Annotated in this window: 28 protein-coding genes; 10 read left to right on the top strand and 18 right to left on the bottom strand. The window is 59.5% G+C overall.

Features of this window, described 5'->3' with window-relative positions; translation table 11 throughout:
- A partial coding sequence (locus ACEN2T_RS20030) for a hypothetical protein (RefSeq protein ID WP_442117352.1) occupies window positions 1–219 on the top strand: 219 nt, incomplete at its 5' end.
- Here the strand turns inward: ACEN2T_RS20030 and tyrS are convergent.
- A complete protein-coding gene (gene tyrS, locus ACEN2T_RS20025; protein ID WP_122754302.1) occupies window positions 206–1,405 on the bottom strand; it encodes a tyrosine--tRNA ligase in 1,200 nt (399 codons plus the stop codon). The genes ACEN2T_RS20030 and tyrS overlap by 14 nt on opposite strands.
- 208 nt (window positions 1,406–1,613) lie before the next feature.
- Between tyrS and ACEN2T_RS20020 the strand changes: the two genes are divergently transcribed.
- Together ACEN2T_RS20020 and ACEN2T_RS20015 are read left to right on the top strand one after the other, a co-directional pair.
- Complete coding sequence (locus ACEN2T_RS20020) at window positions 1,614–3,032, top strand: peptidoglycan DD-metalloendopeptidase family protein (protein ID WP_095185031.1); 1,419 nt, start codon at window positions 1,614–1,616, stop codon at window positions 3,030–3,032.
- 3 nt (window positions 3,033–3,035) lie between these two features.
- Window positions 3,036–4,127: an anhydro-N-acetylmuramic acid kinase gene (locus ACEN2T_RS20015; protein ID WP_442117351.1), complete on the top strand. Its 1,092-nt coding sequence runs from the start codon at window positions 3,036–3,038 to the stop codon at window positions 4,125–4,127.
- 69 nt (window positions 4,128–4,196) lie between these two features.
- Here the strand turns inward: ACEN2T_RS20015 and erpA are convergent, their stop codons facing one another.
- Together erpA and argC are read right to left on the bottom strand one after the other, a co-directional pair.
- Entirely contained in the window at window positions 4,197–4,547 is a 351-nt protein-coding gene (erpA, locus tag ACEN2T_RS20010; protein WP_003176443.1) for an iron-sulfur cluster insertion protein ErpA, read from the bottom strand.
- A gap of 165 nt (window positions 4,548–4,712) precedes the next feature.
- On the bottom strand, window positions 4,713–5,747 hold the full coding sequence (gene argC, locus ACEN2T_RS20005; protein WP_024077689.1) for an N-acetyl-gamma-glutamyl-phosphate reductase: 1,035 nt from the start codon (window positions 5,745–5,747) through the stop codon (window positions 4,713–4,715).
- A 134-nt stretch (window positions 5,748–5,881) separates the two neighbouring features.
- Between argC and hemJ the strand changes: the two genes are divergently transcribed.
- The 6 genes from hemJ to coq7 all read left to right on the top strand — a co-directional run bounded on the left by hemJ (window position 5,882) and on the right by coq7 (window position 10,352).
- Window positions 5,882–6,310, top strand: a complete 429-nt coding sequence (gene hemJ, locus ACEN2T_RS20000) for a protoporphyrinogen oxidase HemJ (RefSeq protein WP_032883825.1) — start codon at window positions 5,882–5,884, stop codon at window positions 6,308–6,310.
- 24 nt (window positions 6,311–6,334) lie between these two features.
- The gene (locus tag ACEN2T_RS19995; protein ID WP_095185033.1) at window positions 6,335–7,297 is read left to right on the top strand and encodes an NAD(P)H-dependent flavin oxidoreductase; all 963 of its coding nucleotides are present in this window, start codon (window positions 6,335–6,337) and stop codon (window positions 7,295–7,297) included.
- Window positions 7,298–7,365: 68 nt separating this feature from the next.
- The gene (locus ACEN2T_RS19990) at window positions 7,366–8,331 is read left to right on the top strand and encodes a DUF805 domain-containing protein (RefSeq protein ID WP_032883827.1); all 966 of its coding nucleotides are present in this window, start codon (window positions 7,366–7,368) and stop codon (window positions 8,329–8,331) included.
- 60 nt (window positions 8,332–8,391) lie between these two features.
- Window positions 8,392–9,180, top strand: a complete 789-nt coding sequence (locus ACEN2T_RS19985; protein ID WP_181642903.1) for an SDR family NAD(P)-dependent oxidoreductase — start codon at window positions 8,392–8,394, stop codon at window positions 9,178–9,180.
- Window positions 9,181–9,227: 47 nt separating this feature from the next.
- Window positions 9,228–9,566, top strand: coding sequence for a histidine triad nucleotide-binding protein (locus ACEN2T_RS19980; protein ID WP_032883829.1), 339 nt, complete (start codon window positions 9,228–9,230; stop codon window positions 9,564–9,566).
- 138 nt (window positions 9,567–9,704) lie between these two features.
- On the top strand, window positions 9,705–10,352 hold the full coding sequence (gene coq7, locus ACEN2T_RS19975) for a 2-polyprenyl-3-methyl-6-methoxy-1,4-benzoquinone monooxygenase (RefSeq protein WP_032883831.1): 648 nt from the start codon (window positions 9,705–9,707) through the stop codon (window positions 10,350–10,352).
- A gap of 62 nt (window positions 10,353–10,414) precedes the next feature.
- Here coq7 and ACEN2T_RS19970 read toward each other — a convergent pair whose 3' ends face one another.
- Complete coding sequence (locus ACEN2T_RS19970; RefSeq protein WP_003176451.1) at window positions 10,415–10,837, bottom strand: OsmC family protein; 423 nt, start codon at window positions 10,835–10,837, stop codon at window positions 10,415–10,417.
- A gap of 245 nt (window positions 10,838–11,082) precedes the next feature.
- Here ACEN2T_RS19970 and crp point away from each other — a divergent pair, with 245 nt between their 5' ends.
- The gene (crp, locus tag ACEN2T_RS19965; protein ID WP_032883832.1) at window positions 11,083–11,727 is read left to right on the top strand and encodes a cAMP-activated global transcriptional regulator CRP; all 645 of its coding nucleotides are present in this window, start codon (window positions 11,083–11,085) and stop codon (window positions 11,725–11,727) included.
- Here crp and ACEN2T_RS19960 read toward each other — a convergent pair.
- The 14 genes from ACEN2T_RS19960 to ACEN2T_RS19895 all read right to left on the bottom strand — a co-directional run bounded on the left by ACEN2T_RS19960 (window position 11,724) and on the right by ACEN2T_RS19895 (window position 26,843).
- Window positions 11,724–12,419, bottom strand: coding sequence for a lipoate--protein ligase family protein (locus tag ACEN2T_RS19960; RefSeq protein ID WP_032883833.1), 696 nt, complete (start codon window positions 12,417–12,419; stop codon window positions 11,724–11,726). The genes crp and ACEN2T_RS19960 overlap by 4 nt on opposite strands.
- Before the next feature lie 161 nt (window positions 12,420–12,580).
- A complete protein-coding gene (gene trpC / locus ACEN2T_RS19955) occupies window positions 12,581–13,417 on the bottom strand; it encodes an indole-3-glycerol phosphate synthase TrpC (RefSeq protein WP_442117350.1) in 837 nt (278 codons plus the stop codon).
- Complete coding sequence (trpD, locus tag ACEN2T_RS19950) at window positions 13,414–14,463, bottom strand: anthranilate phosphoribosyltransferase (RefSeq protein WP_032883837.1); 1,050 nt, start codon at window positions 14,461–14,463, stop codon at window positions 13,414–13,416. The genes trpC and trpD overlap by 4 nt, the downstream gene beginning before the upstream one ends.
- 9 nt (window positions 14,464–14,472) lie before the next feature.
- On the bottom strand, window positions 14,473–15,066 hold the full coding sequence (locus tag ACEN2T_RS19945) for an aminodeoxychorismate/anthranilate synthase component II (RefSeq protein ID WP_024077700.1): 594 nt from the start codon (window positions 15,064–15,066) through the stop codon (window positions 14,473–14,475).
- 9 nt (window positions 15,067–15,075) lie between these two features.
- Window positions 15,076–16,557, bottom strand: coding sequence for an anthranilate synthase component I (gene trpE / locus ACEN2T_RS19940; RefSeq protein WP_032883839.1), 1,482 nt, complete (start codon window positions 16,555–16,557; stop codon window positions 15,076–15,078).
- A 70-nt stretch (window positions 16,558–16,627) separates the two neighbouring features.
- Window positions 16,628–17,446, bottom strand: coding sequence for a phosphoglycolate phosphatase (locus tag ACEN2T_RS19935; RefSeq protein WP_099601621.1), 819 nt, complete (start codon window positions 17,444–17,446; stop codon window positions 16,628–16,630).
- On the bottom strand, window positions 17,443–18,117 hold the full coding sequence (rpe, locus tag ACEN2T_RS19930) for a ribulose-phosphate 3-epimerase (protein WP_032883842.1): 675 nt from the start codon (window positions 18,115–18,117) through the stop codon (window positions 17,443–17,445). Before rpe ends, ACEN2T_RS19935 begins: the two co-directional genes overlap by 4 nt.
- 84 nt (window positions 18,118–18,201) lie before the next feature.
- Window positions 18,202–19,350: an iron-containing alcohol dehydrogenase gene (locus ACEN2T_RS19925; RefSeq protein ID WP_032883843.1), complete on the bottom strand. Its 1,149-nt coding sequence runs from the start codon at window positions 19,348–19,350 to the stop codon at window positions 18,202–18,204.
- A gap of 140 nt (window positions 19,351–19,490) precedes the next feature.
- The gene (locus ACEN2T_RS19920; protein WP_017739612.1) at window positions 19,491–20,315 is read right to left on the bottom strand and encodes an ABC transporter permease; all 825 of its coding nucleotides are present in this window, start codon (window positions 20,313–20,315) and stop codon (window positions 19,491–19,493) included.
- A 12-nt stretch (window positions 20,316–20,327) separates the two neighbouring features.
- Window positions 20,328–21,575 carry an ABC transporter permease gene (locus ACEN2T_RS19915; protein ID WP_032883844.1) on the bottom strand — a complete coding sequence of 416 codons (1,248 nt, stop codon included), beginning with the start codon at window positions 21,573–21,575 and terminating at the stop codon, window positions 20,328–20,330.
- A 214-nt stretch (window positions 21,576–21,789) separates the two neighbouring features.
- A complete protein-coding gene (locus ACEN2T_RS19910; RefSeq protein WP_032883845.1) occupies window positions 21,790–22,830 on the bottom strand; it encodes an ABC transporter substrate-binding protein in 1,041 nt (346 codons plus the stop codon).
- A 43-nt stretch (window positions 22,831–22,873) separates the two neighbouring features.
- Window positions 22,874–23,986, bottom strand: coding sequence for an ABC transporter ATP-binding protein (locus ACEN2T_RS19905; protein ID WP_442117349.1), 1,113 nt, complete (start codon window positions 23,984–23,986; stop codon window positions 22,874–22,876).
- A gap of 214 nt (window positions 23,987–24,200) precedes the next feature.
- Window positions 24,201–24,830: a response regulator gene (locus tag ACEN2T_RS19900; protein ID WP_032883847.1), complete on the bottom strand. Its 630-nt coding sequence runs from the start codon at window positions 24,828–24,830 to the stop codon at window positions 24,201–24,203.
- 18 nt (window positions 24,831–24,848) lie between these two features.
- On the bottom strand, window positions 24,849–26,843 hold the full coding sequence (locus ACEN2T_RS19895) for a PAS domain-containing sensor histidine kinase (protein ID WP_122756339.1): 1,995 nt from the start codon (window positions 26,841–26,843) through the stop codon (window positions 24,849–24,851).
- Window positions 26,844–26,871 lie beyond the last annotated feature (28 nt).

The raw sequence follows: 26,871 nt of genomic DNA, 5'->3' as shown, positions 1-26,871 counted from the left end.
CATCAGCGGGAGGCGAATTCTACAGCGTTACACGCTGCTGTCAACACCTCTTTTTCAACTTCCTTTTGGCTTCGATGGACTGAAGCAACTTACCGCCGAAAACTGCGCAACTCATTGTTTACCAAGGAGTTTTCCGTTTCGACTGCGCCGGAAGTGGGGCGAATTATAGACAGATATAATTCGCCGTCAACACTTAATTTCAACCTTATTCAGATTTGAGCGTAATGCGTGCAAAGGCCTTCTTCCCCGCCTGACAAATGTGGGTCGCTCCGAGCTCATATATAAAGGTGCGATCTACCACCTCGCCATCTATACGCACACCACCCGAACCCAGAAGGTCACGAGCCACGGCGGAGTTTTTCACCAAGCCCGCCTTATTAAGAACGGCCGCAATCGGCATCGCCTCAGCAGCAGTCAGCTCAACCTCAGGCAGATCATCCGGCAACTCGCCATCTTTCATGCGGTTGCCCGCCGCGCGGTGAGCACTGGCCGCTGCCTCCTCACCATGGAACCGAGCAACAATCTCCTCTGCCAGCTTGATTTTCACATCACGCGGGTTGGCACCCGCCTCGACATCAGCACGCAACGCATTGATCTCGTCCATCGAGCGGAAGCTCAACAGCTCAAAGTAACGCCACATCAGCGCATCAGGAATGGAAACCAGCTTGCCGTACATCACGCCTGGCGCCTCTTGGATACCTACATAGTTACCCAGAGACTTGGACATCTTCTTGACGCCATCCAGCCCTTCCAGCAATGGCATGGTCAGAATGCACTGAGCCTCTTGCCCATACGCACGCTGGAGCTCACGACCCATCAGCAGGTTGAACTTCTGGTCGGTACCACCCAGCTCCACATCGGCACGCAGCGCCACCGAGTCATAACCCTGGACTAGCGGATACAGGAACTCATGAATAGCGATCGGCTGATTGGTGGAGTAGCGCTTATCGAAGTCGTCGCGCTCAAGCATTCGCGCAACGGTGTACTGAGATGTCAGACGAATAAAGTCGGCCGGCCCCATCTGATCCATCCAGGTGGAGTTGAACGCCACCTCGGTCTTAGCCGGATCAAGAATCTTGAATACTTGGGTCTTGTAGGTCTCGGCGTTGTCGAGAACCTGCTCGCGGGTTAGCGGCGGGCGCGTAGCGCTTTTGCCACTCGGGTCGCCGATCATCCCAGTGAAGTCACCTATAAGGAAGATGACCTGATGCCCCAGCTCCTGGAACTGACGTAGCTTATTAATAAGCACGGTGTGACCCAGGTGCAGGTCCGGCGCTGTCGGATCGAAACCAGCCTTAATACGCAGGGGCTGGCCACGCTTGAGCTTTTCGATCAGCTCGGCCTCAACCAACAGTTCTTCCGCACCACGTTTTATCAGCGCTAGCTGCTCTTCAACCGACTTCATAACAGACCCGCAAGGCTCAGATTCAAAAGGGAACCAACCATACAAGATCAGGGACTAATTACAAGTTTTGCCCTGCGCACGGACACCGTTCAGCAAGCCCAGCATTCGCGAGCTTGCGCCACAGATGATTTGGTTATATTTTATACAGTTATTTCATCTTCATCATGTCATTCATCTTTTCCATTTCATCTTCAAAGTCAAATTACCTATGACCACTGAACCGTCTAAAGCGCCGCCGCTTTACCCGAAGACCCACCTGCTCGCCGCAAGTGGTATCGCCGCCCTTCTTAGCCTGGCACTCCTGGTATTCCCTTCCAGTGACGTAGAAGCCAAACGAACATCCCTGAGCCTCGACTTGGAGAGTCCAGTTGAACAACTGACACAAGATCAAGACGCTTCCGACGCTCAACAAGCCACAAATGCCCCATCTGAATCGCCGTTTGCCCAGATAGAAAACACGCCCGAAGATACCCAGCAAGCGGCAAAGGAACTGCAAAAGCCAGTCGCAGACGCAGCTAAGAATCCTCAGCACCGCGAAGTGATCGTCGCAAAAGGCGATACGCTTTCGACCCTTTTCGAGAAGGTTGGCCTTCCTGCCGCCACCGTTAACGACGTGCTGGCCAGCGACAAACAAGCCAAGCAGTTCACCCAACTGAAACACGGCCAGAAGCTTGAGTTCGAATTGACGCCTGACGGCCAGTTGAACAACCTGCACAGCAACGTCAGCGACCTCGAAAGCATCTCCCTGACTAAGGGCGCTAAAGGTTTCGCGTTCAATCGCATCACCACCAAACCAGTGATGCGCTCCGCCTACGTTCACGGCGTGATCAACAGCTCGCTGTCGCAATCCGCTGCGCGCGCGGGGTTGTCGCATAGCATGACCATGGACATGGCCAGCGTATTTGGCTACGACATCGACTTCGCCCAAGACATCCGCCAAGGTGACGAATTCGACGTGATCTACGAGCAGAAAGTCGCCAACGGCAAAGTGGTCGGCACTGGCAATATTCTCTCTGCACGCTTCACCAACCGCGGCAAGACCTACACCGCCGTGCGCTACACCAACAAGCAAGGCAATAGCAGCTACTACACGGCTGATGGCAATAGCATGCGCAAAGCCTTCATCCGCACCCCAGTGGACTTCGCTCGCATCAGCTCGCGTTTCTCCATGGGGCGCAAGCATCCAATCCTGAACAAAATCCGCGCACACAAGGGCGTCGACTACGCAGCTCCTCGTGGTACGCCTATCAAGGCAGCGGGAGACGGCAAGGTCCTGCTGGCTGGCCGTCGCGGCGGTTACGGCAACACAGTGATCATTCAGCACGGCAACACCTACCGAACCTTGTATGGCCACATGCAAGGCTTCGCAAAGGGCGTGAAGACGGGCGGTAATGTGAAGCAGGGTCAGGTGATCGGCTATATCGGCACTACCGGCCTCTCCACCGGACCGCATTTGCACTACGAGTTCCAGGTCAATGGGGTACACGTTGATCCACTGGGCCAGAAACTGCCGATGGCCGACCCAATCGCCAAAGCAGAGCGCGCGCGCTTCATGCAACAGAGCCAGCCCCTGATGGCACGTATGGACCAGGAGCGTTCCACCCTGCTAGCTTCGGCGAAGCGTTAAGTCATGCCGCTCTATATAGGTGTGATGTCCGGAACCAGCCTCGACGGCCTGGATATCGCCCTGATCGAACAAGGTGCAGCGGCCAATCTGATCGCCACCCACTACACTCCGATGCCGGACACCCTGCGCGCAGAGCTGCTAAGCCTGTGCGCTAGCGGCCCGGATGAGATTGCCCGTTCAGCGATCGCCCAGCAGCATTGGGTTACCCTCGCCGCTCAAGGCATTCACACACTGCTCGACCAGCAAAACCTCAAGCCTCAAGATATCCGCGCGATCGGCAGCCATGGTCAGACTATCCGCCACGAACCCGCCCGAGGTTTTACGGTGCAGATCGGAAACCCGGCCTTGCTCACTGAGCTGACGGGCATCACCGTGGTCAGCGACTTTCGCAGCCGCGATGTAGCCGCCGGCGGCCAGGGTGCACCGCTCGTCCCTGCGTTTCATGAAGCATTGTTTGGCGAAAGCACCGGCAACCGTGCGGTGTTGAATATAGGCGGTTTCAGCAACCTCAGCCTGATTGAGACCGGCAAACCTGTAGCCGGCTTCGACTGCGGCCCGGGCAATGTCCTGTTGGATGCCTGGATTCATCTACAACGCGGCGAACACTTTGATCGCGATGGCCAGTGGGCAGCCAGCGGCAAAGTAGAACCTCAGTTGCTCAACGCTCTGCTCGGCGACCCGTTTTTCCTGACAAAAGGCCCAAAAAGCACCGGCCGAGAAGTGTTCAACCTGGGATGGTTGCAACAGCACCTTAGCCGCCTGCCAGCCTTCGAACCCCAGAACGTGCAGGCCAGCTTGCTGGAACTGACCGCCCTGACCATCGTTGAGTCCCTGCAAACCGCACAATCGCAGACAGAAACGCTGTTGATCTGTGGCGGCGGCGCCCATAACACCGCAATGATGAAGCGACTGGCCGCCCTGCTGCCATCCACCCAGGTCAGCAGCACAGCCACTCACGGCGTAGACCCCGACTGGGTCGAAGCCATGGCCTTCGCCTGGCTGGCCCATTGCTGCCTGGAAGGCATTGCCGCCAACCGTCCCAGCGTCACTGGCGCGCGCGGACTGCGGTTACTGGGCGCAATCTACCCCGCCTGACTAATCCGCAGACAGCAAAACGCCGCTTGGCCCATGAAAGCCAAGCGGCGTTTTTGTATCCACTCTCGATCAGATCGAGAACGAAGACCCGCAACCACATGTAGTGGTGGCATTAGGGTTCTTGATCACGAAACGCGACCCCTCCAGACCTTCTTGATAATCCACCTCGGCGCCCGCCAAGTACTGGAAACTCATCGGGTCTACAACCAGGCTCACGCCCTCGCGCTCAACGATAGTGTCATCGTCAGCCACATCTTCATCGAAGGTAAAGCCGTACTGAAACCCTGAACAACCGCCGCCCGTAACGAATACGCGCAGCTTCAAGCGATCATTACCCTCTTCATCGACCAGGCTCTTCACCTTGTGCGCAGCACCGTGAGTGAATTGCAAAGCCGTGGGGGTGAAGGATTCAACGCTCATGCTGATAATCTCCCGGCGTAGAGCCGCCATATGCGTAATGGCGGGCATTATCCGCTTCTCCTAGAAAATCGGTCAACTATTGTTACGGTATATCAATCTGCATCGCCGCCATTAGAAATACAAAAGGCCCGATCAACGGGCCTTTTGCGCAATCAACAAACCGCCTTAAGGCAGCATGCCGGCATGGGACAAGCCCAACTTCTCATCCAAGCCGAATAGGATGTTCATGTTCTGCACAGCCTGGCCCGACGCGCCCTTGACCAGGTTATCGATCACCGACAGCACGACCACCAGGTCGCCGTCCTGCGGACGGTGCACAGCAATCCGGCACACGTTGGCGCCACGCACGCTACGGGTTTCCGGGTGGCTGCCCGCCGGCATTACGTCGACGAACGGCTCATTCGCGTAGCGCTTTTCAAACAACGCCTGCAGGTCTACCGAACGATCGACCACGGTTGCGTATAGCGTTGAGTGGATACCACGGATCATTGGCGTCAGGTGCGGCACAAAGGTCAAGCCCACCTCCTTACCGGCAGCACGGCGCAGGCCCTGGCGGATTTCCGGCAGGTGGCGATGCCCTTTTACCGCGTAGGCCTTCATGCTTTCCGAAGTCTCGGAGTACAGCGACCCTACCGCAGCACCACGGCCTGCACCGCTGACGCCAGACTTGCAGTCTGCAATCAAGCGCGACGCATCCGCCAACCCAGCTTCAAGCAACGGCAGAAAGCCCAACTGCGTAGCGGTTGGGTAGCAACCCGGCACCGCAATCAGGCGCGCCTGCTTGATTTGCTCACGATTGACTTCAGGCAGGCCGTACACCGCCTCTTCCAACAACTCTGGCGCGCCGTGTGGCTGACCGTACCACTTGGCCCATTCATCGGCGTCCTGCAGACGGAAGTCCGCCGACAGGTCAATGACCTTGGTGCCAGCTGCCAGCAACTCACCGGCCAGCGCATGGGCAACACCATGTGGCGTGGCGAAGAAGACCACGTCGCAGGCGCCAAGGGTCTTGATGTCCGGAACGCTGAACGCCAAGCCGTCGTAGTGGCCTCGCAGGTTCGGGTACATATCGGCCACGGCCAGGCCTGCCTCGGATCGAGAGGTGATGACCACCACCTCAGCTTGCGGATGCTGAGCCAACAGACGCAGCAATTCGACACCGGTGTAACCCGTGCCGCCGACGATACCGACCTTGACCATAAACCTGCCCTCAACGAACCACTGGAAAGCCGTCGATAATAGGGGCCGTATCGCCCTGCGACAACCGTCAACGTGACGTATGGGCGCATGAGCCACTACTATCTTCGCTACCGTGAACCTGGGAATAACTAAAAATGCTTTATCTATGGGTCAAAGCCTTCCACATCATCAGCATCGTCTGCTGGTTTGCCGGGCTGTTCTACCTGCCGCGCCTGTTCGTCTACCACGCCCAAAGCGAGGACACCGTCAGCAAGGAGCGCTTCAGCATCATGGAGCGCAAGTTGTACCGCGGCATCATGGGCCCGGCGATGATTGCCTCCCTGGCATTCGGCATCTGGCTGATTGCCCTCAACCCCGGCATCTTTCAGTCCGGCGGCTGGATCCACGCCAAGCTGACCCTCGTTGTACTGTTGATCGGCTATCACCACATGTGTGGCGCACAGGTAAAACGTTTCGCCCGTGGCGAAAACACCCGCAGCCATGTCTTTTATCGCTGGTTCAATGAAGTCCCGGTTCTGATATTGCTGGCTATCGTAATTTTGGTCGTAGTCAAACCGTTCTAACTTCAATTACTCGGGGTACCTCCAATGTCGCTGCCCGCTCTGCTTGAACAACGTCTGCGCCTGCCCGTGGTGGCTGCGCCGATGTTCCTGATTTCCAATCCACAACTGGTCCTGGCCTGCTGCCGCAATGGCGTGGTCGGGAGCTTTCCTGCGCTCAACCAGCGCGAGAGCAGTGGCTTCAAAGCCTGGCTGGAGGAAATCGAAGCGGGCCTTGCGCAGTTGGACAATCCAGCGCCGTACGCCGTCAACCTTATCGTGCACAACAGTAACCCTCGCCTGGAGGCGGATCTGGCGATCTGCGTTGAGCACAAGGTGCCGATCGTGATCACCAGTTTGGGCGCGGTGAAAGAGTTGGTAGATGCCGTGCACAGCTACGGCGGGCTGGTGTTCCACGATGTCACCACCCGGCGCCATGCCGAAAAAGCCGCTGAAGCCGGTGTAGATGGCCTGATTGCTGTGGCTGCCGGTGCCGGTGGCCATGCCGGCACCTGGAGCCCGTTCTCGCTGATTGCCGAGATTCGACAGTTCTTCGACAAAACCCTGCTGCTGGCCGGGTGCCTCAATCATGGACACGAAATCCTCGCCGCCCAGTTACTGGGCGCAGACCTGGCATATTTCGGCACGCGCTTCATCGGTACCACCGAAAGCCACGCCCCAGATGCCTATAAAGAGATGCTGCTCACATCGCGCGCCGCCGACATCGTGCACACTCCCGCAGTCTCCGGCGTTCCCGCTAGCTTTATGCGCCAAAGCCTGGAAAATGCCGGGTTCGACCTCGCCGCCCTGCAAGGCAAAGGCGAAGTGAACTTCGGTTCCAAGCTCAAACCGCTGAGCGACGAAGCCAAAGCATGGAAGACCGTATGGTCCGCCGGCCAAGGCGTCGGTGAGATTAATGATTTGCCCAGCGTCGATGAACTCGTTGCCCGCCTCGATGCCGAATACCGCAAGGCGCGCGAGCAGGCCGCACAATTGCGCTGGCCACGCTGACCCAACCGACAGGCCTGCCAATTGAGCAGGCCCGCACCCCCACCTGAATAAGTGACAAGGAAGCCCGCATGAGCGACAACCGCTTCAAGATTGTTTTTGATGGAGCCTTGCTCCCGGGTGTCGAAAGCACCACGGCCAAGCTGAACCTGGCTGAGCTGTTCAAAAGCACCGTCGAGGACATCGAGAAACTCTTCACCGGTCGCCCGGTTGCACTAAAACGCGACCTGTCACGCCCCGACGCCGAAACCTACCTCACCGCTCTGAAGAACGCTGGCGTCGACGCGCGCATCGAGGCCGAACAGCCCGTAGCCTTCAGCCTTGCCGAAACACACGAGACGAGCTCTGGTGCAACAGACTTCTCTCGCCCAGCCGCTTCACCGTACGCGCCTCCGCGTGCTGCCGTGGGTGACAGCCACCCTGAATACGCCGATCTCAAGATCTTCACGATCAATGGCCGTATTGGCCGTCTGCGGTATTTGGCATGGACGCTGGTACTGACCGTCGCAATGCTCGTCGCAGCAGGCATCCTTAGTACTGTAGGCTTCGCCATCGCGACCGCGTCACCGACGATAGCCATCATTGTTGGCTCGCTGCTCGGTTTAGCGCTGTTCGTTGCGGTTGTAGTCGTGAGTGTGCAAATCGGGGTCCAGCGCTTGCACGACCTGGGCTGGTCTGGCTGGCTGTACCTGCTGAACCTCGTGCCGCTGGTAAACAGCATTTTCCCGCTGTTGCTGCTGGTAGTGCCAGGTAACTCGGGTGCCAACCAATACGGCGCACCGCCACCGCGTAACTCCACTGCGGTAAAGGTTCTGGCCTCTCTGTGGCTGGCATTCATTCCTCTGATGCTCATCCTCGTCGTGTCGCTGGGCATGAACGGCTACCTGGACCAACTCGAATCCAACGTCGACAGCAGCTACGAAAGCAGCTCCATCACCTCCGATGAAGACGCCGATCAAAGCGTCATCGTTGATGAAGAAGACGCCCAAAGTGCTGACGAAGCGGCCGAACCTGTAGACTCTGCAGAAGAACAGTAAAGAAACGCCCCCATCCGTGATGCCTCCATCATTGATGGGGGCGTTGCGATGGAGAAAGGCATGACCCGTTACGCTCTGATCACCGGTGCCTCCAGCGGCATTGGCCTCGCCTTGGCAGAAGCCCTGGCCCGTCGCGGCCGCAGCTTGATTCTGGTGGCCCGCCAGCGTGATCAGTTGGAAAGCATTGCACTCGAATTGACTCAGCGCTTCGGCGTCGAGGTGCTGTTTCGTGCCTGCGACCTGGGCGAGCCGCTGCGCTTGTCCGGATTCCTGTTGGAGCTTGAAGAAGGCGAGCGGCAGATTGATTTGCTGGTCAACTGCGCCGGCATCGGCACAAGCGGACCATTCCTGGCCCAGGACTGGATGACCGAGCAAGACCTTATTGAAGTCAACATCCTCGCCCTCACCCGCATGTGTCACGCCCTGGGCAATACCATGGCGCTGCAGGGCGGCGGACAAATTCTTAACGTTGCGTCGATTGCCGCGTTTCAACCCGGTCCGTGGATGAGCAGTTACTACGCCAGCAAGGCCTATGTGCTGCATTTCTCCGAGGGTTTGCGCGAAGAACTGAAGACCTGCGGCATCAAGGTATCGGTCCTTTGCCCTGGCCCGACACGCACCGCGTTCTTCGGTACCGCGCAAATGGACACCGCCAAGCTTGATCGCAGCGAACAACTGATGAGCCCGGAAGAGGTCGCGCTCTACACCGTACGCGCATTGGAAAAGAACAAAGCCATCATCATCCCCGGCCGCCGTAATCGCTGGCTGGCCTTCAGCCCACGTCTAAGCCCGCGCTGGCTGACGCGCAAAATAGCCGGTGCCATCAACAAGGCCTATTGCCCACGCTGACCGCGTGGGTACACTCACCCCTGCACGCTCATAATGGAGAAACAGCTGTGGATACTCTGTTCACCAAGATCATCAACAGAGAAATACCCGCGAAGATCATCTACGAAGATGATCAAGTCCTCGCTTTTCACGATATTGCCCCGCAGGCACCAGTGCATTTTCTGGTGATCCCGAAGAAGCCTATCCGCACCCTCAATGACCTCACGGAAGATGACAAATCCCTGGCCGGGCACATTCTGTTTACCGCCCAGCGCCTCGCCGTGGAACAAGGCTGCGAGAAAGGGTTTCGCGTAGTAATGAACTGCAATGAGGATGGCGGACAGACTGTCTATCACATCCATATGCACGTGCTGGGTCAGCGCCAGATGAACTGGCCACCGGGCTGAGGATTATTGGGGAGTTTGCGACTGCGACGCAGCCGGACGGCAGCAAGCTCCCTCGCCACAAAGGCAAATTGACTCAGGGCAAACGCTTGCCCATCTCTTGCGGTAAACTGGCCGCCGAGATTCTTCCCGGAGGTCAGCATGACTACCCAACGTCACTACTCGCCGATTGATCGCCTATTGCTGCAAGCCGACACGGCCATGCGCACACTCCTGCCCTTCAGTGGCCAACCGTACCGTCCGTCGCCCGCCATCGTGCAACCTGACGCGCAGATGAGCGAGACCGACACTCGTCATGTCGCCGGCCTGATGCGCATCAACCATACCGGCGAAGTCTGTGCCCAGGCGCTTTACCAAGGCCAGGCACTGACTGCCAAGCTGCCGCAGGTACGCGCGGCCATGGAGCACGCGGCCGAGGAAGAAATCGACCACCTGGCCTGGTGCGAGCAACGCATCCGTCAACTGGGTAGCCATCCCAGCGTGCTGAATCCACTGTTTTACGGTTTGTCGTTCGGCATCGGCGCTGCTGCCGGCTTGATCAGTGACAAGGTCAGCCTCGGTTTTGTCGCCGCGACTGAACATCAAGTGTGCAAGCACTTGGATGAACACCTGGAACAATTGCCGGCCGAAGACGAAAAATCCCGGGCCATTCTTGAGCAGATGCGTATCGATGAAGAACACCACGCTGAAAGCGCACTGGATGCAGGCGGTTTCCGCTTCCCGGCGCCAGTGCGTTTCGGCATGAGCCTACTTGCCAAGGTCATGACCAAAAGCACCTACCGCGTCTGAGCAAACCTGCAGCCGAAAAAAAGGGCGCTTTCAAAGCGCCCTTTTCTTTTGCCAATCGGCGATTAACCCAACTCGATAATCTCGTAGTCATGGGTAATGGCCACGCCGGCCGCACCGAGCATGATCGACGCCGAGCAGTACTTCTCTGCCGACAGCTCGATGGCGCGCTTGACCTGAGCCTCCTTCAGCCCTCGGCCCTTCACCACGAAGTGCATATGGATCTTGGTGAACACCTTGGGATCTTCAGTGGCGCGCTCGGCTTCCAGGAAGGCTTCACAGCTTTCCACGGCCTGTCGGGATTTTTTCAGGATGCTGACCACGTCGAAATTGCTGCAACCGCCCACGCCCAGCAGGAGCATTTCCATCGGACGTACGCCCAGGTTGCGGCCACCGGCTTCAGGCGGGCCATCCATGACCACTACATGGCCACTGCCCGACTCACCGAGGAACATGGCTTCGCCCGCCCATTGGATGCGTGCCTTCATCGCCCAGACTCCACTGCTAAAAAAGGGTCGCCAGCTTAGCACAGGGCCTGAGCGCGACAGCGTTTCCCATCTATGTGATCAATAACGGGGCTTGCTCGGTAAATTGGCTAATCGAGTCAGAATGTGTCTGTTAAGCTGACGCCAAATGAGTGGCGCATTGCCACCCTTTATAAAGCGTGTATCAATGCCGATACCGCCGAGTACAACAATTCCAACCACCTCGCGCTGCCTTTCGGGATACAACCATGGTTGCTCTGACGCCCATACCCAAGATCAAGAATCTCGACAAGCTGCTGATGCATTGCCAGCGCCGACGTTACCCGGCCAAGCACAACATCATCTGCGCCGGCGAGCGCTCCGAAACGTTGTTCTTCATTATCAAGGGCTCAGTCACCATTCTGATCGAGGATGAAGACGGCCGCGAGATGATCATCGCCTACCTGAACACGGGGGATTTCTTCGGGGAACTGGGGCTGTTTGAGCAAGCCGGCAAGGAACAGGAGCGTAGCGCCTGGGTGCGGGCAAAGGTCGAGTGCGAAGTGGCCGAGATCAGTTACACCAAATTTCGCGAGCTGGCTCAACACGATCCCGACATTCTCTACGCACTCAGCGGTCAGATCGCCCAGCGCCTGCGTGACACCACGCGCAAGGTCGGCGACTTGGCATTCTTCGACGTTACCGGTCGCGTGGCCCGTTGCCTGCTGGAGCTGTGCAAACAGCCCGATGCAATGACTCATCCCGACGGCATGCAAATCAAGATCACCCGTCAGGAAATCGGGCGAATTGTCGGCTGTTCACGAGAGATGGTCGGCCGCGTGCTCAAGGACCTGGAAGAGCGCAACCTGGTCCACGTCAAAGGCAAGACAATGGTGGTGTTCGGTACTCGCTAACCCGGCAGGAAGCTGGCCAGCATCTGACGGTACAAGGTATCCAATCGGCTGATGGCATCCGGCGCGGGGAAAGCTTCGTGCAAGGCGATATGGCTGTCGGCACGAACCCGTTGCTCCAGACCGCAGGCTTCGTTGAAGCGATTGACCGCCGCGATCAGTTCTTCGCGATCGTTATCCAGCAACAACGCACCGTGCACCAACCCTACCGGGCGGCCACCGCTTTGCCGCCAGCGCTGGGCCGTGCCGACCATTTTGCGCCCGTTCAGGTTGACGTTGTAACGACCGTCGCAGAATGCACCTTCGATTTCCCCGACGGAGGCATCGCCGCCCAACTCGATGAGTAAATCGCAAATCGGCTGGCATAGGCGCTGGTAACCGGTTTCGATGCGGCCTTGATCGCCTTCACTGCGCGGCGGAGCGTAGACCAGGGCGATATTGACCGTAGCGCTGGACTGCGGCACCGGTTCGCCACCGGTCTCACGCAGCAACACCGGCCAACCGTAATCGGCCGAGACTTGGCTGGCGGCTTCGAATGCCGGCAACCGACTCAGACGACGCGGCATCACCAAGGCTTGATCACTGGGTTGCCAGAACAGCAGGCCGAACTCCTGGTCACCAGCACAAACGGCAGCCAACAAGGCTTGCTCGGCGGCAAGGCCTGCTTCGACGGTCATCTTTACTGGCTGAGTCATCTAACACCTACCTATCGGCATAACCACAGGACCCAATGTGGAAGGGGGCTTGCTCCCGATGGCATTCTGTCAGTTGATGAACAAGTCAACTGACACTCCGCTATCGGGAGCAAGCCCCCTCCCACATTTGACTGCATTTCAAATATTGACCGTGGGTCAAATCAATCGAGATTTGAACCGCTGACCGCCACGCCACGCTCCGGGAAGAACAGACGCTGCAGTTCCGCCCCCGGGTTCTCGGCGCGCATGAAGGTCTCGCCCACCAGGAACGAGTACACGTTGCTGATTTCCATCAGCTCCACGTCGGCGCGGTTAACAATGCCGCTCTCAGTGATCACCAGGCGGTCGCGTGGAATACGCGGCAGCAGGTCGAGAGTGTTTTCCAGGCTGACTTCAAAGGTGTGCAGGTTACGGTTGTTGACCCCCACCAGCGGTGTGTCGAGGGTTTTGAGTGCGCGCTCCAGCTCATCGCCGTCGTGCACTTCCACCAGCACGTCCAGGCCGACGCTTTTGGCCACGGCCGCCAACTCGGCCATCTTCACGTCATCCAGAGCGGAGACGATCAGCAGAACGCAGTCGGCGCCCAAGGCACGGGCTTCGACGATCTGGTACGGGTCGACCATGAAATCCTTGCGGATCACCGGTAACTTGCACGCCGCACGGGCCTGCTGCAGGAACAGGTCGGAACCCTGGAAATAATCGATATCAGTCAATACGGACAGGCATGTCGCCCCGCCCTTTTCGTAGCTGACCGCGATTTCCGCTGGCACAAAGTGCTCGCGGATCACACCCTTGCTCGGCGAAGCCTTCTTGATCTCCGCGATCACCGCCGGATGCTTGAGCTTGGCCTGGGCGATCAGTGCATTGGCAAATCCACGCGGTGCGTCAGCGGCTTTCGCTTGGGCTTCCAGCTCGGCCAGGCTCACACGGGCACGGCGTTCGGCGACTTCTTCAGCCTTGCGGGCCAGGATCTTTTCCAGAACGGTCGGAACACTCATCCTTCATTCTCCATCTTGAATACAGCGGTGAATGCTCCCAGCTCTTCGAGCTTTTCACGAGCCAGACCGGTGTGCAGCGCATCGTGGGCCAATTCGACACCTTCCTTAAGACTATAGGCATGGTCGGCAGCGTAAAGTGCCGCGCCAGCATTCAGAACAATCATTTCCGCAGCTTTTTGACCGTTCTCAGTCTTACGCCGCCCCAAAGCATCGCGAATCAACTCCAGGGACGCCGCCGGGCTTTCTACCGCCAAGCCATGCAGGCTCTGGCTCTTCATGCCCAGGTCTTCTGGCTCGACCCAGTACTCGGTGATCTGGTCATTCTTCAGCTCCGCCACAAAGGTCGGCGCGGCCAGGCTGAATTCATCCAGGCCATCTTTGGAATGCACCACCAGCACATGCTTGCTGCCCAGGCGTTGCAGCACTTCAGCCAACGGTTTGCACAACGCCTGACTGAATACGCCCACCACCTGGTGCTTTACACCGGCCGGATTCGTAAGCGGGCCGAGCATGTTGAACAGCGTACGCAGGCCAAGGTCTTTGCGCGGACCGGCGGCGTGCTTCATTGCACCATGATGGGACTGGGCAAACATAAAGCCGATGCCGACGTTGTCGATGCAGCGCGCCACTTGTACCGGTGTCAGGTTCAAGTAGATACCGGCCGCTTCCAGCAGGTCGGCACTGCCGCTCTTACCGGACACCGCACGGTTACCGTGCTTGGCTACGGTGCAGCCCGCCGCCGCGACCACAAAGGATGAAGCCGTCGACACGTTGAAAATATTCGCACCGTCGCCGCCGGTGCCAACCACATCGACCACACCGTCGAGGGTTTTAAGCTCGACCTTGTCGGCCAACTCACGCATCACCGAAACCGCGCCGACGATCTCGTCGATGCTCTCGCTCTTCATGCGCATTGCCATCATAAACGCGCCGATCTGCGCGTCAGTGCATTGGCCGGTCATGATCTCGCGCATCACATCGCTCATTTCAGCGGTGCTCAGGTCCAGATGGCCGACGATACGGCTCAGGGCAGTCTTGATATCCATGGAAAGTCCTTAGCGCGTGCCGCCGCTCTGCTTGAGAAAGTTGGCGAACAGCTCGTAGCCCTGCTCGGTCAGGATCGACTCGGGGTGAAATTGCACCCCTTCGATGTTCAGTGTCTTGTGACGCAGGCCCATGATCTCGTCGACCGAGCCGTCTTCCAGCTGTGTCCAGGCAGTCAGCTCCAGACATTCCGGCAGGGTTTCGCGCTTGACCACCAGCGAGTGGTAGCGAGTCACAGTCACCGGGTTGTTGAGTGCCTGGAATACGCCCAGGTCCTTATGGAACACCGGACTGGTCTTGCCGTGCATCACTTGGCGCGCACGCACCACGTCACCACCAAAGGCCTGGCCAATGGATTGGTGGCCCAGGCATACACCCAGGATTGGCAGCTTGCCGGCGAAGTACTTGATGGCTTCGAGAGAAATACCCGCCTCGGTCGGCGTGCACGGGCCCGGCGAAACCACGATGCGCTCGGGATTCAGCGCGGCGATCTCGGCCACGGTCAGCTCGTCGTTGCGCACCACCTTGACCTCGGCACCGAGTTCGCCCAGGTACTGCACAACGTTGTAGGTAAAGGAATCGTAGTTATCAATCATCAGCAACATGGGGAAACCTCAGGAATTGGGGGTCTGTTCAGCCAGCGCAACAGCGCGGAACATCGCGCGGCGCTTGTTCAGGGTTTCTTCCCATTCGAGGGCCGGTACCGAGTCGGCGACGATCCCGCCACCGGCCTGCACATGCAGCTCCCCGTCCTTGATCACTGCCGTGCGGATCGCAATAGCGGTGTCCATGTTGCCGTTCCAGGCGAAATACCCCACGGCGCCGCCGTAGACACCACGCTTGACCGGTTCCAACTCGTCGATGATTTCCATCGCGCGAATCTTCGGCGCGCCCGACAACGTGCCCGCCGGCAGAATCGCCCGCAGTGCGTCCATCGCCGTCAACCCGGCTTTCAGCTCACCGGTGACGTTGGACACGATGTGCATCACGTTGGAATAACGCTCGATGACCATCTTCTCGGTCAGCTTCACCGAGCCAATTTCCGAAACACGCCCCGTGTCGTTACGGCCCAGGTCGATCAGCATCAAGTGCTCGGCGATTTCCTTATCGTCGCTGAGCAGGTCTTCTTCCAGCGCCAGATCCGCTTCTTCAGTCGCGCCACGCGGACGAGTGCCGGCGATCGGGCGCACGGTGATCAGGTTATCCTCGACACGCACCAGCACTTCCGGCGAGCTACCCACTACGTGGAAGTCACCAAAGTTGAAGAAGTACATGTACGGCGTCGGGTTGAAGCAGCGCAGCGCCCGGTACAGGTCGATAGGCGCGGCCTTGAAGTCGATGGACATACGTTGCGACGGCACCACCTGCATGCAGTCACCGGCGAGGATGTATTCCTTGATGGTATCGACGGCGCGCTCGTAGTCATCCTGGGTAAAGCTGGAGCGGAACACCGGATCGCTCGCCGGTGGACGGCTGAGGTCCAGGCCGCGACGCGGGGTGATCGGCTGGCGCAGTTTTTCCAGAAGGGCTTCCAGGCTGGCCAGGCCCTGTTCGAAGGCGTCAGCTTGGGATGGGTCAGCGAGCACAATCGCGTGCATCTTGCCGGCGAGGTTGTCGAAAACCACCACCGCGTCAGACACCATCAGCAGAATATCCGGCACGCCCAGCGGGTCCGGGTTCGGGCATTTGCCCAGGCGTTTTTCCACGTAACGCACGCAGTCGTAGCCGAAGTAACCCACCAGCCCGCCGTTAAAACGCGGCAGACCCGCAATGGTCGGCACGTTGTAGCGCGCCTTGAAGGCTTCGACGAAGGCAAGCGGGTCTTCAACGTCATGGCTTTCGATCTCGACGCCATCATGGGTAATGCTCACATGATGGTCGTGTACCCGCAGCACCGTGCGGCATGGCAGGCCGATGATCGAGTAACGGCCCCACTTCTCGCCGCCCTGTACCGACTCCAGCAGATAGGAGTTGGGCTCGTCGGCCAGTTTCAGGTAGATCGACAGTGGCGTGTCGAAGTCGGCCAGGGTTTCGCAGGCCAGGGGGATACGGTTATAGCCGGCAGCGGCCAAACGCAGGAATTCTTCGCGGATCATGATGTGCCTCGTGGCGTGAGGGTCTAACAGTCAGGTATGCAAACGTGCCGCAGGGCGCGGCCAGGATCAGTCAGGCGCGCCAACGCCAGCGGGCCAGGGCCTTGATGACTTTCATCCAGAGTTTGCGAGTGACCACCACGATGGAATTTCCAGAAGGGGACTTATCGATGTCGGGCAACGTTATCTCAGCGCCCGCTCCCAAGCAACCGGGGATTAGCAGTCGCAGGTCATCAATGACCAGCGCCGGCGACTCTTCGGCAATCGGCCGGCCATGGTTATAACCGTAGCTTAGGGCTACACACTGAACACCCGCGGCTTTTGCCGCCTGCACATCACTGCGCGAGTCGCCGACAAACAGCGACTGGGACGCCGGGATATTGGCCATTTTCATCACGAAAAACAGCGCCGCCGGGTCGGGTTTCTTCTGTGGCAAGGTATCGCCACCGATGATCCAGCGGAAATACCGGCCGATTTTCATCTGGTCCAACAGCGGCGCTACGAAGCGCTCCGGCTTGTTGGTGATCAGGGCCATTTCCACGCCCTGTTTGTGCAGCCATTTGAGGGTGTCGCGCACGCCGGGGTAAACCACGGTCAGTTCGTGGCCGTCCTCATAAGCAGCATTGAATAACTCCAGCGCGTGCTCGGCTTCCACGTCATCGACGCCTTCAGCGTCGATATGGTTAGCCAGGGCCCGGCGCACCAGCATCTGCACACCATTGCCAACCCATTCGCGTACAGACTCGATCCCCGCCGGCTTGCGTCCCAGCTTGAGCAGCATTTGGTCCACCGCCGCCGCCAGGTCTGGCACCGAGTCGATCAGCGTACCGTCCAGATCGAACATCACCAACCGTGGCAGTTTGCCGGGAAACAGCTGCTCAAAGCCGCTCATGGACGTGCCAGCGCCAGTTCGGCACGCATCTTGTCGATGACTTCCTGGTAGTTCGGCGCGTTGAAGATCGCCGAACCGGCCACGAACGTATCGGCGCCGGCCGCTGCGATTTCACGGATATTGTTGACGTTGACCCCACCGTCGATTTCCAGGCGGATATCACGACCGGACGCATCGATCAGCGCGCGGGCTTCGCGCAGCTTGTCGAGGGTGCCGGGGATGAACTTCTGCCCGCCGAAACCTGGGTTGACGCTCATCAGCAACACCATGTCGACCTTGTCCATCACGTACTTGAGCACGTCCAACGGGGTAGCCGGGTTGAACACCAGGCCCGCCTTGCAGCCGCCTTCGCGGATCAGTTGCAAGGTACGGTCGACGTGCAGCGAGGCTTCCGGGTGGAAGGTGATGTAGGTTGCACCGGCTTCGATGAAGTCGCCGATGATGCGGTCTACCGGGCTCACCATCAGGTGCGCATCGATCGGCGCGGTAACGCCGTATTTGCGCAACGCTGCGCAGACCATCGGACCGATGGTCAGGTTGGGCACGTAGTGGTTGTCCATGACATCGAAGTGCACGAAGTCGGCACCAGCGGCCAACACGTTGTCCACTTCCTCACCCAGGCGGGCAAAATCGGCGGAGAGAATCGATGGAGCAATGACGAAGGGCTGCATGACGCACCTTTTTTGAGCTAAATCACGATGGCGCGCATTGTATACCTCATGCTTTGCTGCGCGCACCGTGACCTGGCTCAATGGCTAGTAAGCGGCCCGGTAGATTTTCTCGATATCCGCCACGCTGAGCTTGCGCGGGTTGTTACGCATCAACCGTTCGATACCTGCCGCTTCGGCGGCCATGGTGGGAATTGCGCCTTCGGGAATCCCGAAACTGTGAAGCCCTTCCGGGATCTCCACTGCGGCGCAGAGTCGCGTCATCGCCTCGACCGCCTGGTCGGCCGCGTCATTGGCACTCAACCCCGTGATATTCACGCCCATGGCCTGGGCAATGTCCTGCATCCGCTCGACACACGCCAGCTTGTTCCAGTGCATCACATAAGGCAGTAACAGCGCGTTACTCACGCCATGGGCGATATTGAAACGCCCGCCCAGTGGATAAGCCAACGCGTGCACCGCACCCACCCCGGCATTCCCGAACGCCATGCCGGCCATCAGGCTGGCGGTGGCCATGTCGTCGCGGGCCTGGAGGTTGGCGGGGTTGGCGTAGGCCTTGGGCAGCGCCTTGGCGATCAGCTTGATTGCGCCGATGGCCAAGGCGTCCGTGATCGGAGAGGCATTCAGCGACAGGTAGGACTCAATGGCATGCACCAGTGCATCTACACCACTGGCGGCGGTGACACTGCGTGGGCAGGTCAGGGTCATTTGCGGGCTGATCAGCGCCACATCCGGCAAAAGGTAGTCGCTGACGATGCCTTTTTTCAGCTGTGCGGCCTTGTCGGAGAGGATCGCCACATTGGTCACCTCCGAGCCGGTGCCGGCCGTAGTCGGGATGGCGATCAGCGGCGGGCCCTTGCGCGGTACCTGGTCGACACCAAACAAGTCGGCCAGGGCGCCATGGTAACCGGCGTAGGCGGCCACACTTTTAGCGATGTCGATGGCACTGCCGCCGCCCAGCCCAATCAGGCCGTCGTGCCCGCCGTCGCGATAAGCCTGCATGCAGTCTTCGACGATGGCGATTTCCGGGTCGGGCAGCACGCGATCAAAAATTTCGTAGGGGCGTTCACCCAGGTGTTCAAGCGCCAGCGCCACGGTGCCGGATTTGACCAGCACGGCGTCGGTCACGATCAGCGGGTTATCCACATCCAGGCGCGTGAGTTCAAAGGCCAGTTGTTCGATGGCGCCAGCGCCGGTCAGCAATTTGTGGGCGATCTTGAATGAGGAAGTACTCATGTGCGCGGCCTCTTATTAGTCGATGGGCTGGCACAAGAGTAGCTGACCGAAACAGGTTGTCTTTCATTCAGCAGCTGAATGGTCACAGAACCCATATGGGAGGAGGCTTGCCCCCTCCCACATGGGTTCTGTGCTGGGCTTTAGACTTGGGCAGTACGCAGTTTCTCGCTACGGCCGCGCAGCCATTCCAGGGTCAGCAACAGCAACACCGAGAAGGCAATCAGCAACGTCGCCGCCGCCGCAATCGTGGGGCTGAGGTTTTCGCGGATACCGCTGAACATCTGCCGTGGCAGGGTCGCTTGTTCAGGGCCGGCGAGGAACAGCGTCACCACCACCTCGTCGAACGAGGTCGCGAACGCAAACAGCGCCCCGGAGATCACCCCCGGCGCAATCAACGGCAAGGTCACCCGACGAAACGCAGTCAGTGGCGAAGCCCCCAGGCTGGCCGCTGCACGCACCAGATTGTGGTTAAAACCCTGCAACGTCGCCGACACCGTGATGATCACAAAAGGGACACCCAACACCGCGTGCACCACGATCAGCGAGAAAAAGCTGTTACCCAAACCCAGCGGCGCAAAAAACAGGTAGCTGGCCACGCCGATGATCACCACCGGTACCACCATCGGCGAAATCACCAGCGCCATGACCAGTGCTTTGCCGGGGAAATTGCCACGGGTCAGGCCAATCGCCGCCAGCGTACCAAACACCATGGCCAGCACGGTGGCCGCCGGGGCGACGATGATGCTGTTCTTCAGCGCTCGCATCCATTCGGCCGAAGCGAAGAAGTCCTGGTACCAGTGCAGCGAGAAGCCCTGCAACGGGTACACCAGAAAACTGCCGCTGTTGAACGACAGCGGGATGATCACCAGCACGGGCAAGATCAGGAACAGCAGAATCAAGCCGCAGAGGATCCGCAAGCTGTAGAACCAAACCCGCTCAACGGGCGACATATAAGGGCTCAGCATCGCAAGGTCTCCTCAGCTCAGGCGCAGGCGGCTGGCGCCGACCAAACGGTTGTAGATCAGGTACAGCACCACGGTCGCCAGCAGCAGTAAGCCGCCCAACGCCGTCGCCATGCCCCAATTGATGCTGGTGTTGGTGTAGAAGGCCACGAAGTAGCTGACCATCTGGTCGTTCGGGCTGCCCAACAGTGCCGGGGTGATGTAGTAACCAATCGCCAGGATGAACACCAACAGGCAACCAGCGCCAACGCCGGCGTAGGTCTGCGGGAAGTACACGCGCCAAAAACTGGCGAACGGGTGGCAGCCCAGGGAAATCGCCGCACGCATGTAGGTCGGCGAGATGCCTTTCATCACGCTGTAGATCGGCAGAATCATGAACGGCAACAGGATGTGCACCATGGAGATGTAGACACCGGTGCGGTTGAACACCAACTCCAGGGGCTTATCGATCAGGCCCATGCCCATCAGCGCACTGTTGATCAGACCGCCGGATTGCAACAGCACGATCCACGCTGCCACTCGCACCAGGATCGAGGTCCAAAACGGCAGCAGTACGAGAATCATCAGCAGGTTGCTTTTACGCGCCGGCAGGTTGGCCAGCAGATACGCCAGGGGATAGGCCAACAACAGGCAGATCACGGTGATCACCAGGCCCATCCAGAAGGTACGGGCAAAGATATCCAGATAGATCGCCTGATCCGGGGTGGCCGGGGCCACTTCGCCGAGGTCGTCGATGCGGTGATCGACGGCCGCCAGCAGGTAGAACGGTGTCAGGCTGCTGGTATTACGCCGGATCGCTTGCCAGTACGCCGGGTCGCCCCAGCGTTCGTCGAGGGTTTCCAGCGCTTCTTTATAGGAGGCAGGCGCTTCGGTGAACGGCAGCGCCCGCGCGGTTTTGGTCAGCAGGCTGCGATAGCCGGCCAGCTCCATGTTCAAGCGTTTGGACAGATCGCCCAGGGTCTGGTTTTTGCGCGCCTCACCCAGGTCTTCACTGAGAGCCTGATACACCGGTTCACCCGGCAGACCACGGCCGTCCCAGGCAGTCACCGCCACCACGGTACGCGGCAGGCCGCCCACCACTTCCGGATTACCGACGCTCTTGAACAAAAGCGCGACGATCGGCACCAGAAACACCAGCAGCAAAAACAGCACCAGCGGTGCAATCAAGGCCTGGGCCTTCCAGCGATTGACCCGCTCGGCACGCGCCAGGCGCTGCTTGAGGGTGGGGCTGTTGACCTCGTTCGAGGGAACGGCGATGGCCATGGCTAACTCCGAAAATCTGAAAGTGACGACAAACCTGTGCCTGGGCTCAGACGCTGTGGTGAGCGGGCATGCCCCGCGCTGGGCGGCGAAGCGGCCCCTCTGACAGTCACCGCGTTCTTTCAGACAGAACACGGCGCCTGGTTTGGGACTGCTTCGCAGCCCAGCGCGGGGCAAGCCCGCTCACCACAAAAGCCCCTTGAACACAGCAGGCGGGTTACTTGGCAGCCCAAGAATTGAAGCGCTGCTCAAGCTGCTCGCCGTTGTCCGCCCAGAAGCTCACGTCGATCTGCACCTGGTTGGCGATGTTCTCTGGCGTAGTCGGCATGTCCTTGAGGATGTCCTTGGCCAGCAACGGTACGGCTTGGGTGTTGGCCGGGCCGTAGGCGATGTTTTCCGAGTAGGTCTTCTGCTGCTGCGGTGCGACCGAGAAGGCGATGAATTTCTTCGCTGCTTCTGCGCGATCCTTGGCCAGGCCTTTTGGAATCGCCCATGCATCGAAGTCGTAGATGCCGCCGTTCCACACCACTTTCAGGTTGCTTTCTTTCTGCACGGCAGCGATTCGGCCGTTGTAAGCCGAGCTCATCACCACGTCACCCGATGCGAGGTACTGCGGCGGTTGTGCGCCAGCTTCCCACCATTGGATCGACGGCTTGAGTTCGTCGAGTTTCTTGAACGCACGGTCTTGGCCATCTTTGCCGGCCAGCACTTTGTACACGTCCTTCGGCGCTACGCCGTCGGCCATCAAGGCGAATTCCAGGGTGTACTTGGCGCCTTTGCGCAGGCCGCGCTTGCCCGGGAATTTCTTGGTGTCCCAGAAATCCGCCCAACTGGTTGGCGCGGAAGCCAGTTTGTCGGCGTTGTACGCCAACACAGTCGACCATACGAAGAAACCCACGCCGCATGGCTGGATCGCACCCTTCACGTAGTTGGCGCTGTCGCCGAACAGTTTCGGGTCCAGCGGTTCGAACATGTCTTCGTCACAACCGCGGGACAGTTCCGGCGATTCCACTTCTACCAGGTCCCAGGACACGCTTTTGGTGTCGACCATGGCTTTGACCTTAGCCATCTCACCGTTGTACTCACCGGCGACGATCTTGCCGTTGCCCGCGCTTTCCCACGGTGCATAGAAGGCCTTGACCTGTGCAGCCTTGTTCGCGCCACCAAAGGACACGACGGTCAGGTCCGGGCCGGCCATGGCCTGTGTCGCGCCCATCAAGCTCAAGGCCAGGACGGAATACTTCAGGGATCTCAACATTGTTGTTCTCTCCACGTGCAGGGTTGGTGAAGCCATGGGGCGATCAATTCGCCTCTAGAAGTGGGTCGAGTGCGCGAACGTGCTCGACTTGCCAGCCAATCGGTACCACGTCGCCGACCGCCAGTGCTGGGTCCAGCTCGGCAATCGGTTGTTTCACAAAAAAATCGGTCTTGCCGCAGACTTCCAGGCGCACACGCACGTGGTCGCCCAGGTAGATAAATTCGGCCACCCGCCCGGAGAAGCGGTTGACGCAGCTTTCGCTGGAGCCATTGAGGCTGACCCGTTCCGGACGCACCGATAGCGTTACAGGGCCACCGATCTGGCCGACATTGATCGCCAGTGCTTCAACCTTCTCGCCCCGCGCCAGCTCGACCACGCAGCGGTCGCCGGTGTGGCTGTGCAAGCGGCCGTTGAGGCGGTTGTTCTCGCCAATAAAGTTAGCGACGAAGGTGTTCTTCGGTTCTTCATACAGCGTGCGCGGCGGGGCGATCTGCTGGATCTCGCCCTGATGGAACACCGCCACGCGGTCGGACATGGTCAGGGCTTCACCCTGGTCATGGGTCACGTACACCACTGTCACGCCGAGACGTTGGTGCAGGTGCTTGATCTCCATCTGCATGTGTTCGCGCAATTGCTTGTCGAGAGCGCCGAGCGGTTCATCCATCAGTACCAGTTGCGGTTCGAACACCAACGCGCGGGCCAGGGCCACACGCTGTTGCTGGCCGCCGGACAGTTGCGCCGGGTAGCGCTGGGCGAACGCGTCGAGCTGGACCATGCTCAGCACGCGCTTGACCCGCTCACTGACATCGGTCTTGCTCAAACCGCGCACGGACAAGGGAAACGCCAGGTTCTCGGCCACGGTCATGTGCGGGAACAGCGCGTAGTTCTGGAACACCATGCCAATGTCGCGCTTGTGCGGCGGCACGTTGTTGATGGAGCGCCCGGCCAGCTGGATTTCACCGGCAGTCGGCGTCTCAAACCCGGCGAGCATCATCAGGCTGGTGGTCTTGCCCGAACCGGAAGGCCCGAGCAAGGTGAGGAACTCGCCCTTGCGAATTTCCAGGTTGAGGTCTTTGACGATCAGGTTCTCGCCGTCGTAGCTCTTCTGCACGCCACGAAAGCTGACCAGCACATCATTTGAATCCACCTCGCTCATACCCGCACCTTTGTGTTTTGGACTGCTGTGGCACAAGCGTAGTCCAGGCGCGAGGCCCCGGAAATCGGGGGCCAGGAGAGAATTGCATCAGCAGGATGGAAGCTTGGGGGTAGGGATTGCCCTACACGGATGGCGGGGATGGAACAGTGCTGCGGTGCGAAGCGCCGGGAATGGCGTCAGCGGGGTTTGAAGCAGGTCGCAAACAGGCATGTCATCACAACAGCTTGTGTTCCATGGCGTACTTCACCAGCTCAGCCAGGGAGGTGATATTGAGCTTTTGCATCAATCGCGCCTTGTGAGTGCTGATGGTCTTGCTGCTCAGCGCCAGTTGCTGGGCGATGTCATTGACGTTGGCGCCCTGCGCCAAGCGTTCGAACACCGAGAACTCCCGTTCCGACAGCAACGAATGCAATGGCCGGGCGTCGGTCAGACCGACTTCAAACACCATACGGTCGGCCAGGTCCGGGTCTATATAACGCCCGCCGGCTGCGACTTTGCGGATCGCCGTCAGCAACAGCGCCGGGTCGCTGTCCTTGGTGGCGTATCCGGCGGCACCGACTTTCAGGGCTCGGGCTGCCATTTGCGCTTCGTCGTGCATCGACAGCACCAGGATCGCCGGCGGGTTGCTCAACGCACGGATACGCGCAATCGCTTCCAGGCCGTTGACGCCGGGCATCGAGATGTCCAGCAACACTACCTCGCACGGCACGTGGCGCAACGTCTCCAGCAACTGCTCGCCATTGCTAGCCTCCCCCACCACCAGCAGGTCTTTGGCCAGGCCGATCAGTTGTTTGATGCCTTCACGAACGATGGTGTGGTCTTCGGCTACCAGTACACGGATCACAGGGACTTCCTCTTGGCGTTATGCATCCAGCGGCACCGTCACACTCAGGGTGGTGCCCTCCCCCAACTCGCTGTGCAGGCTCAATTGCCCGCCCATGATCAGCACCCGCTCGCGCATACCGACCAGGCCAAACGATACCGCACGCCCTTCAGGCTGGACGAAACCCACGCCGTCGTCGCTGATGGTCAACCGCAAATCCGAGCCTTCTATGGCCAGCGTCAGCTCCACAGTATGCGCCTGGGCATGGCGCATCACGTTGGTCAGCGCCTCCTGCAGGATACGAAACAGGCCGATGGCCTTGGCGTCGCTCAGGGTCGGCAGGTTATCCGGCACCTGAACCAGGCAGGGAATCTGCGTGCGCGCTTCAAAACGACGGGCTTGCCATTCAACGGCGGAGGCAATGCCAGCATCGAGAATCGGTGGGCGCAGCGCCGTCGCGACGTCCCGCACCAGTTGGAACAGTTGAGCAATCAGGCGCTTCATGCTGTTCAAGCGCTCGTGCAGGCCAGGGTCCAGTTGCGCATAAGCCAGCTCGCACATGGACGTTTCCAACTTGAGCACGGTGAGCATCTGACCGAGTTCGTCATGCACTTCCCGGGCGATGCGGGCTTTTTCTTCCTCGCGCACGGTTTCCAGGTGGGCCGACAGTTCGCGTAGTTGCGCTTCGCTTTGCATCAACGCGGCCAGCGTGCGGCGCAACTCGGTGACGTCGTTCAGGTAAACCACCAAGTACTCAGCCTCGGCAAACCGCAAAAAGCTCAAGGACACGTTGGCCGGCAGGATGCTGCCGTCGGCGCGCAAACAATCGGTGGCGAAGTTCTGTGGTCCCTCTTCGCTGGCCCGTGCGCGCTTCCACAAATTGAGCCAGCGGTCCATGTCCAGGGTCGGGTCGAGGTCAACCAGCGGCCGCTCGATCAGTGCGCCAGGAGCATAACCGAGCATGCTTTCGGCGGCGTGGTTGGCGTAGCGCACATGGCTGTCCCAGTTGACCCACAGGATGCCGACGGTGCTTTGGTCGATGGAAAACTGTGTCAACCGCAGCGCTTCGGCACCAGCTGCGCGGGCGGCGCTTTCTTCACGGGCGGCCAGCAGGCCATGCTCCAACACACGTTGCTGGCGGCGCTGCCAGAACACGGTCGCCAAACTGGCGAGCAGCAGCAGGCTCAGTAACAGGCTGAGGTTCTGCCACAACCCAGGCGACTCCGATAACCGTGGGTATTTGGGTTGCAGCCAGCGGCTATGCAGTTGGTCAAGGTCTCGGGCGGGGATAGCGCCCAAGGCACTTTCCATGATGCCCGCCAGTTCGGGCCAATCGCGCCGTGTGGCCACCCGCAACAATTGCGGCAGACCGATGTCCCCCACCACCGCCAAACCGGCGAACTCGGCCTCGCCGGATAATCGGCTTAATTGCGCTTCATCTACCACGGCATAACGCGCTTGCTGGCTGACCAACAACTGCAAGGCCTGGCGTTCAATGGGCACACCTTGCAGGTTGAGGTTGGGATAAGTGCTGCGCAGGTAATCGGCCACGGCGCTGGGCATGCGCACGGCGACGCGGGATTGATCGTCCAGTTTTTCCAGCTCAACCGCGCCGCCGCCCTCGCGGATGCCGACGATATGCTGGGGCACACGCATGTACGGGTCGCTGAATAACCACAGGCGCAAGCCGGCTGGGGTTTGTTGCAGGCCGGGGGCAATGTCCACTTCGTCGTCGCGGACGGCGGCTTCCAGTTGCTCCTGGTTGGGGAAATTGCGCCAGGTCAGCTCGACATTCAGCGCCTTGGCCAGCCACTGCATCAACTCCACATTGGCCCCGGACAAGCGCTGCAAGCGACGGTCGTATTGCGCGTAAGGCAACTGCAGCACTACGCCCACCCGCAACTCCGGGTGCTGGGCCAGCCATTCGCGCTGCTGCGCATTGAGCTGCGCCTGCGGGGCGGCAGGCGTAGGGGAGGCGTTCGCCATCAAGGCGACGCACAAACAGCCGATAACCAGCAGACAGCGAAAACCCATGATCCACGTCTCACATCACTGACAAAAA

This window comes from Pseudomonas sp. W22_MBD1_FP4 (assembly GCF_052113765.1).
In the GTDB taxonomy this organism is placed as follows: domain Bacteria; phylum Pseudomonadota; class Gammaproteobacteria; order Pseudomonadales; family Pseudomonadaceae; genus Aquipseudomonas; species Aquipseudomonas sivasensis.
Note: the sequence above shows the minus strand (reverse complement) of the source record. Positions and strands in the feature narration are given on the sequence as shown.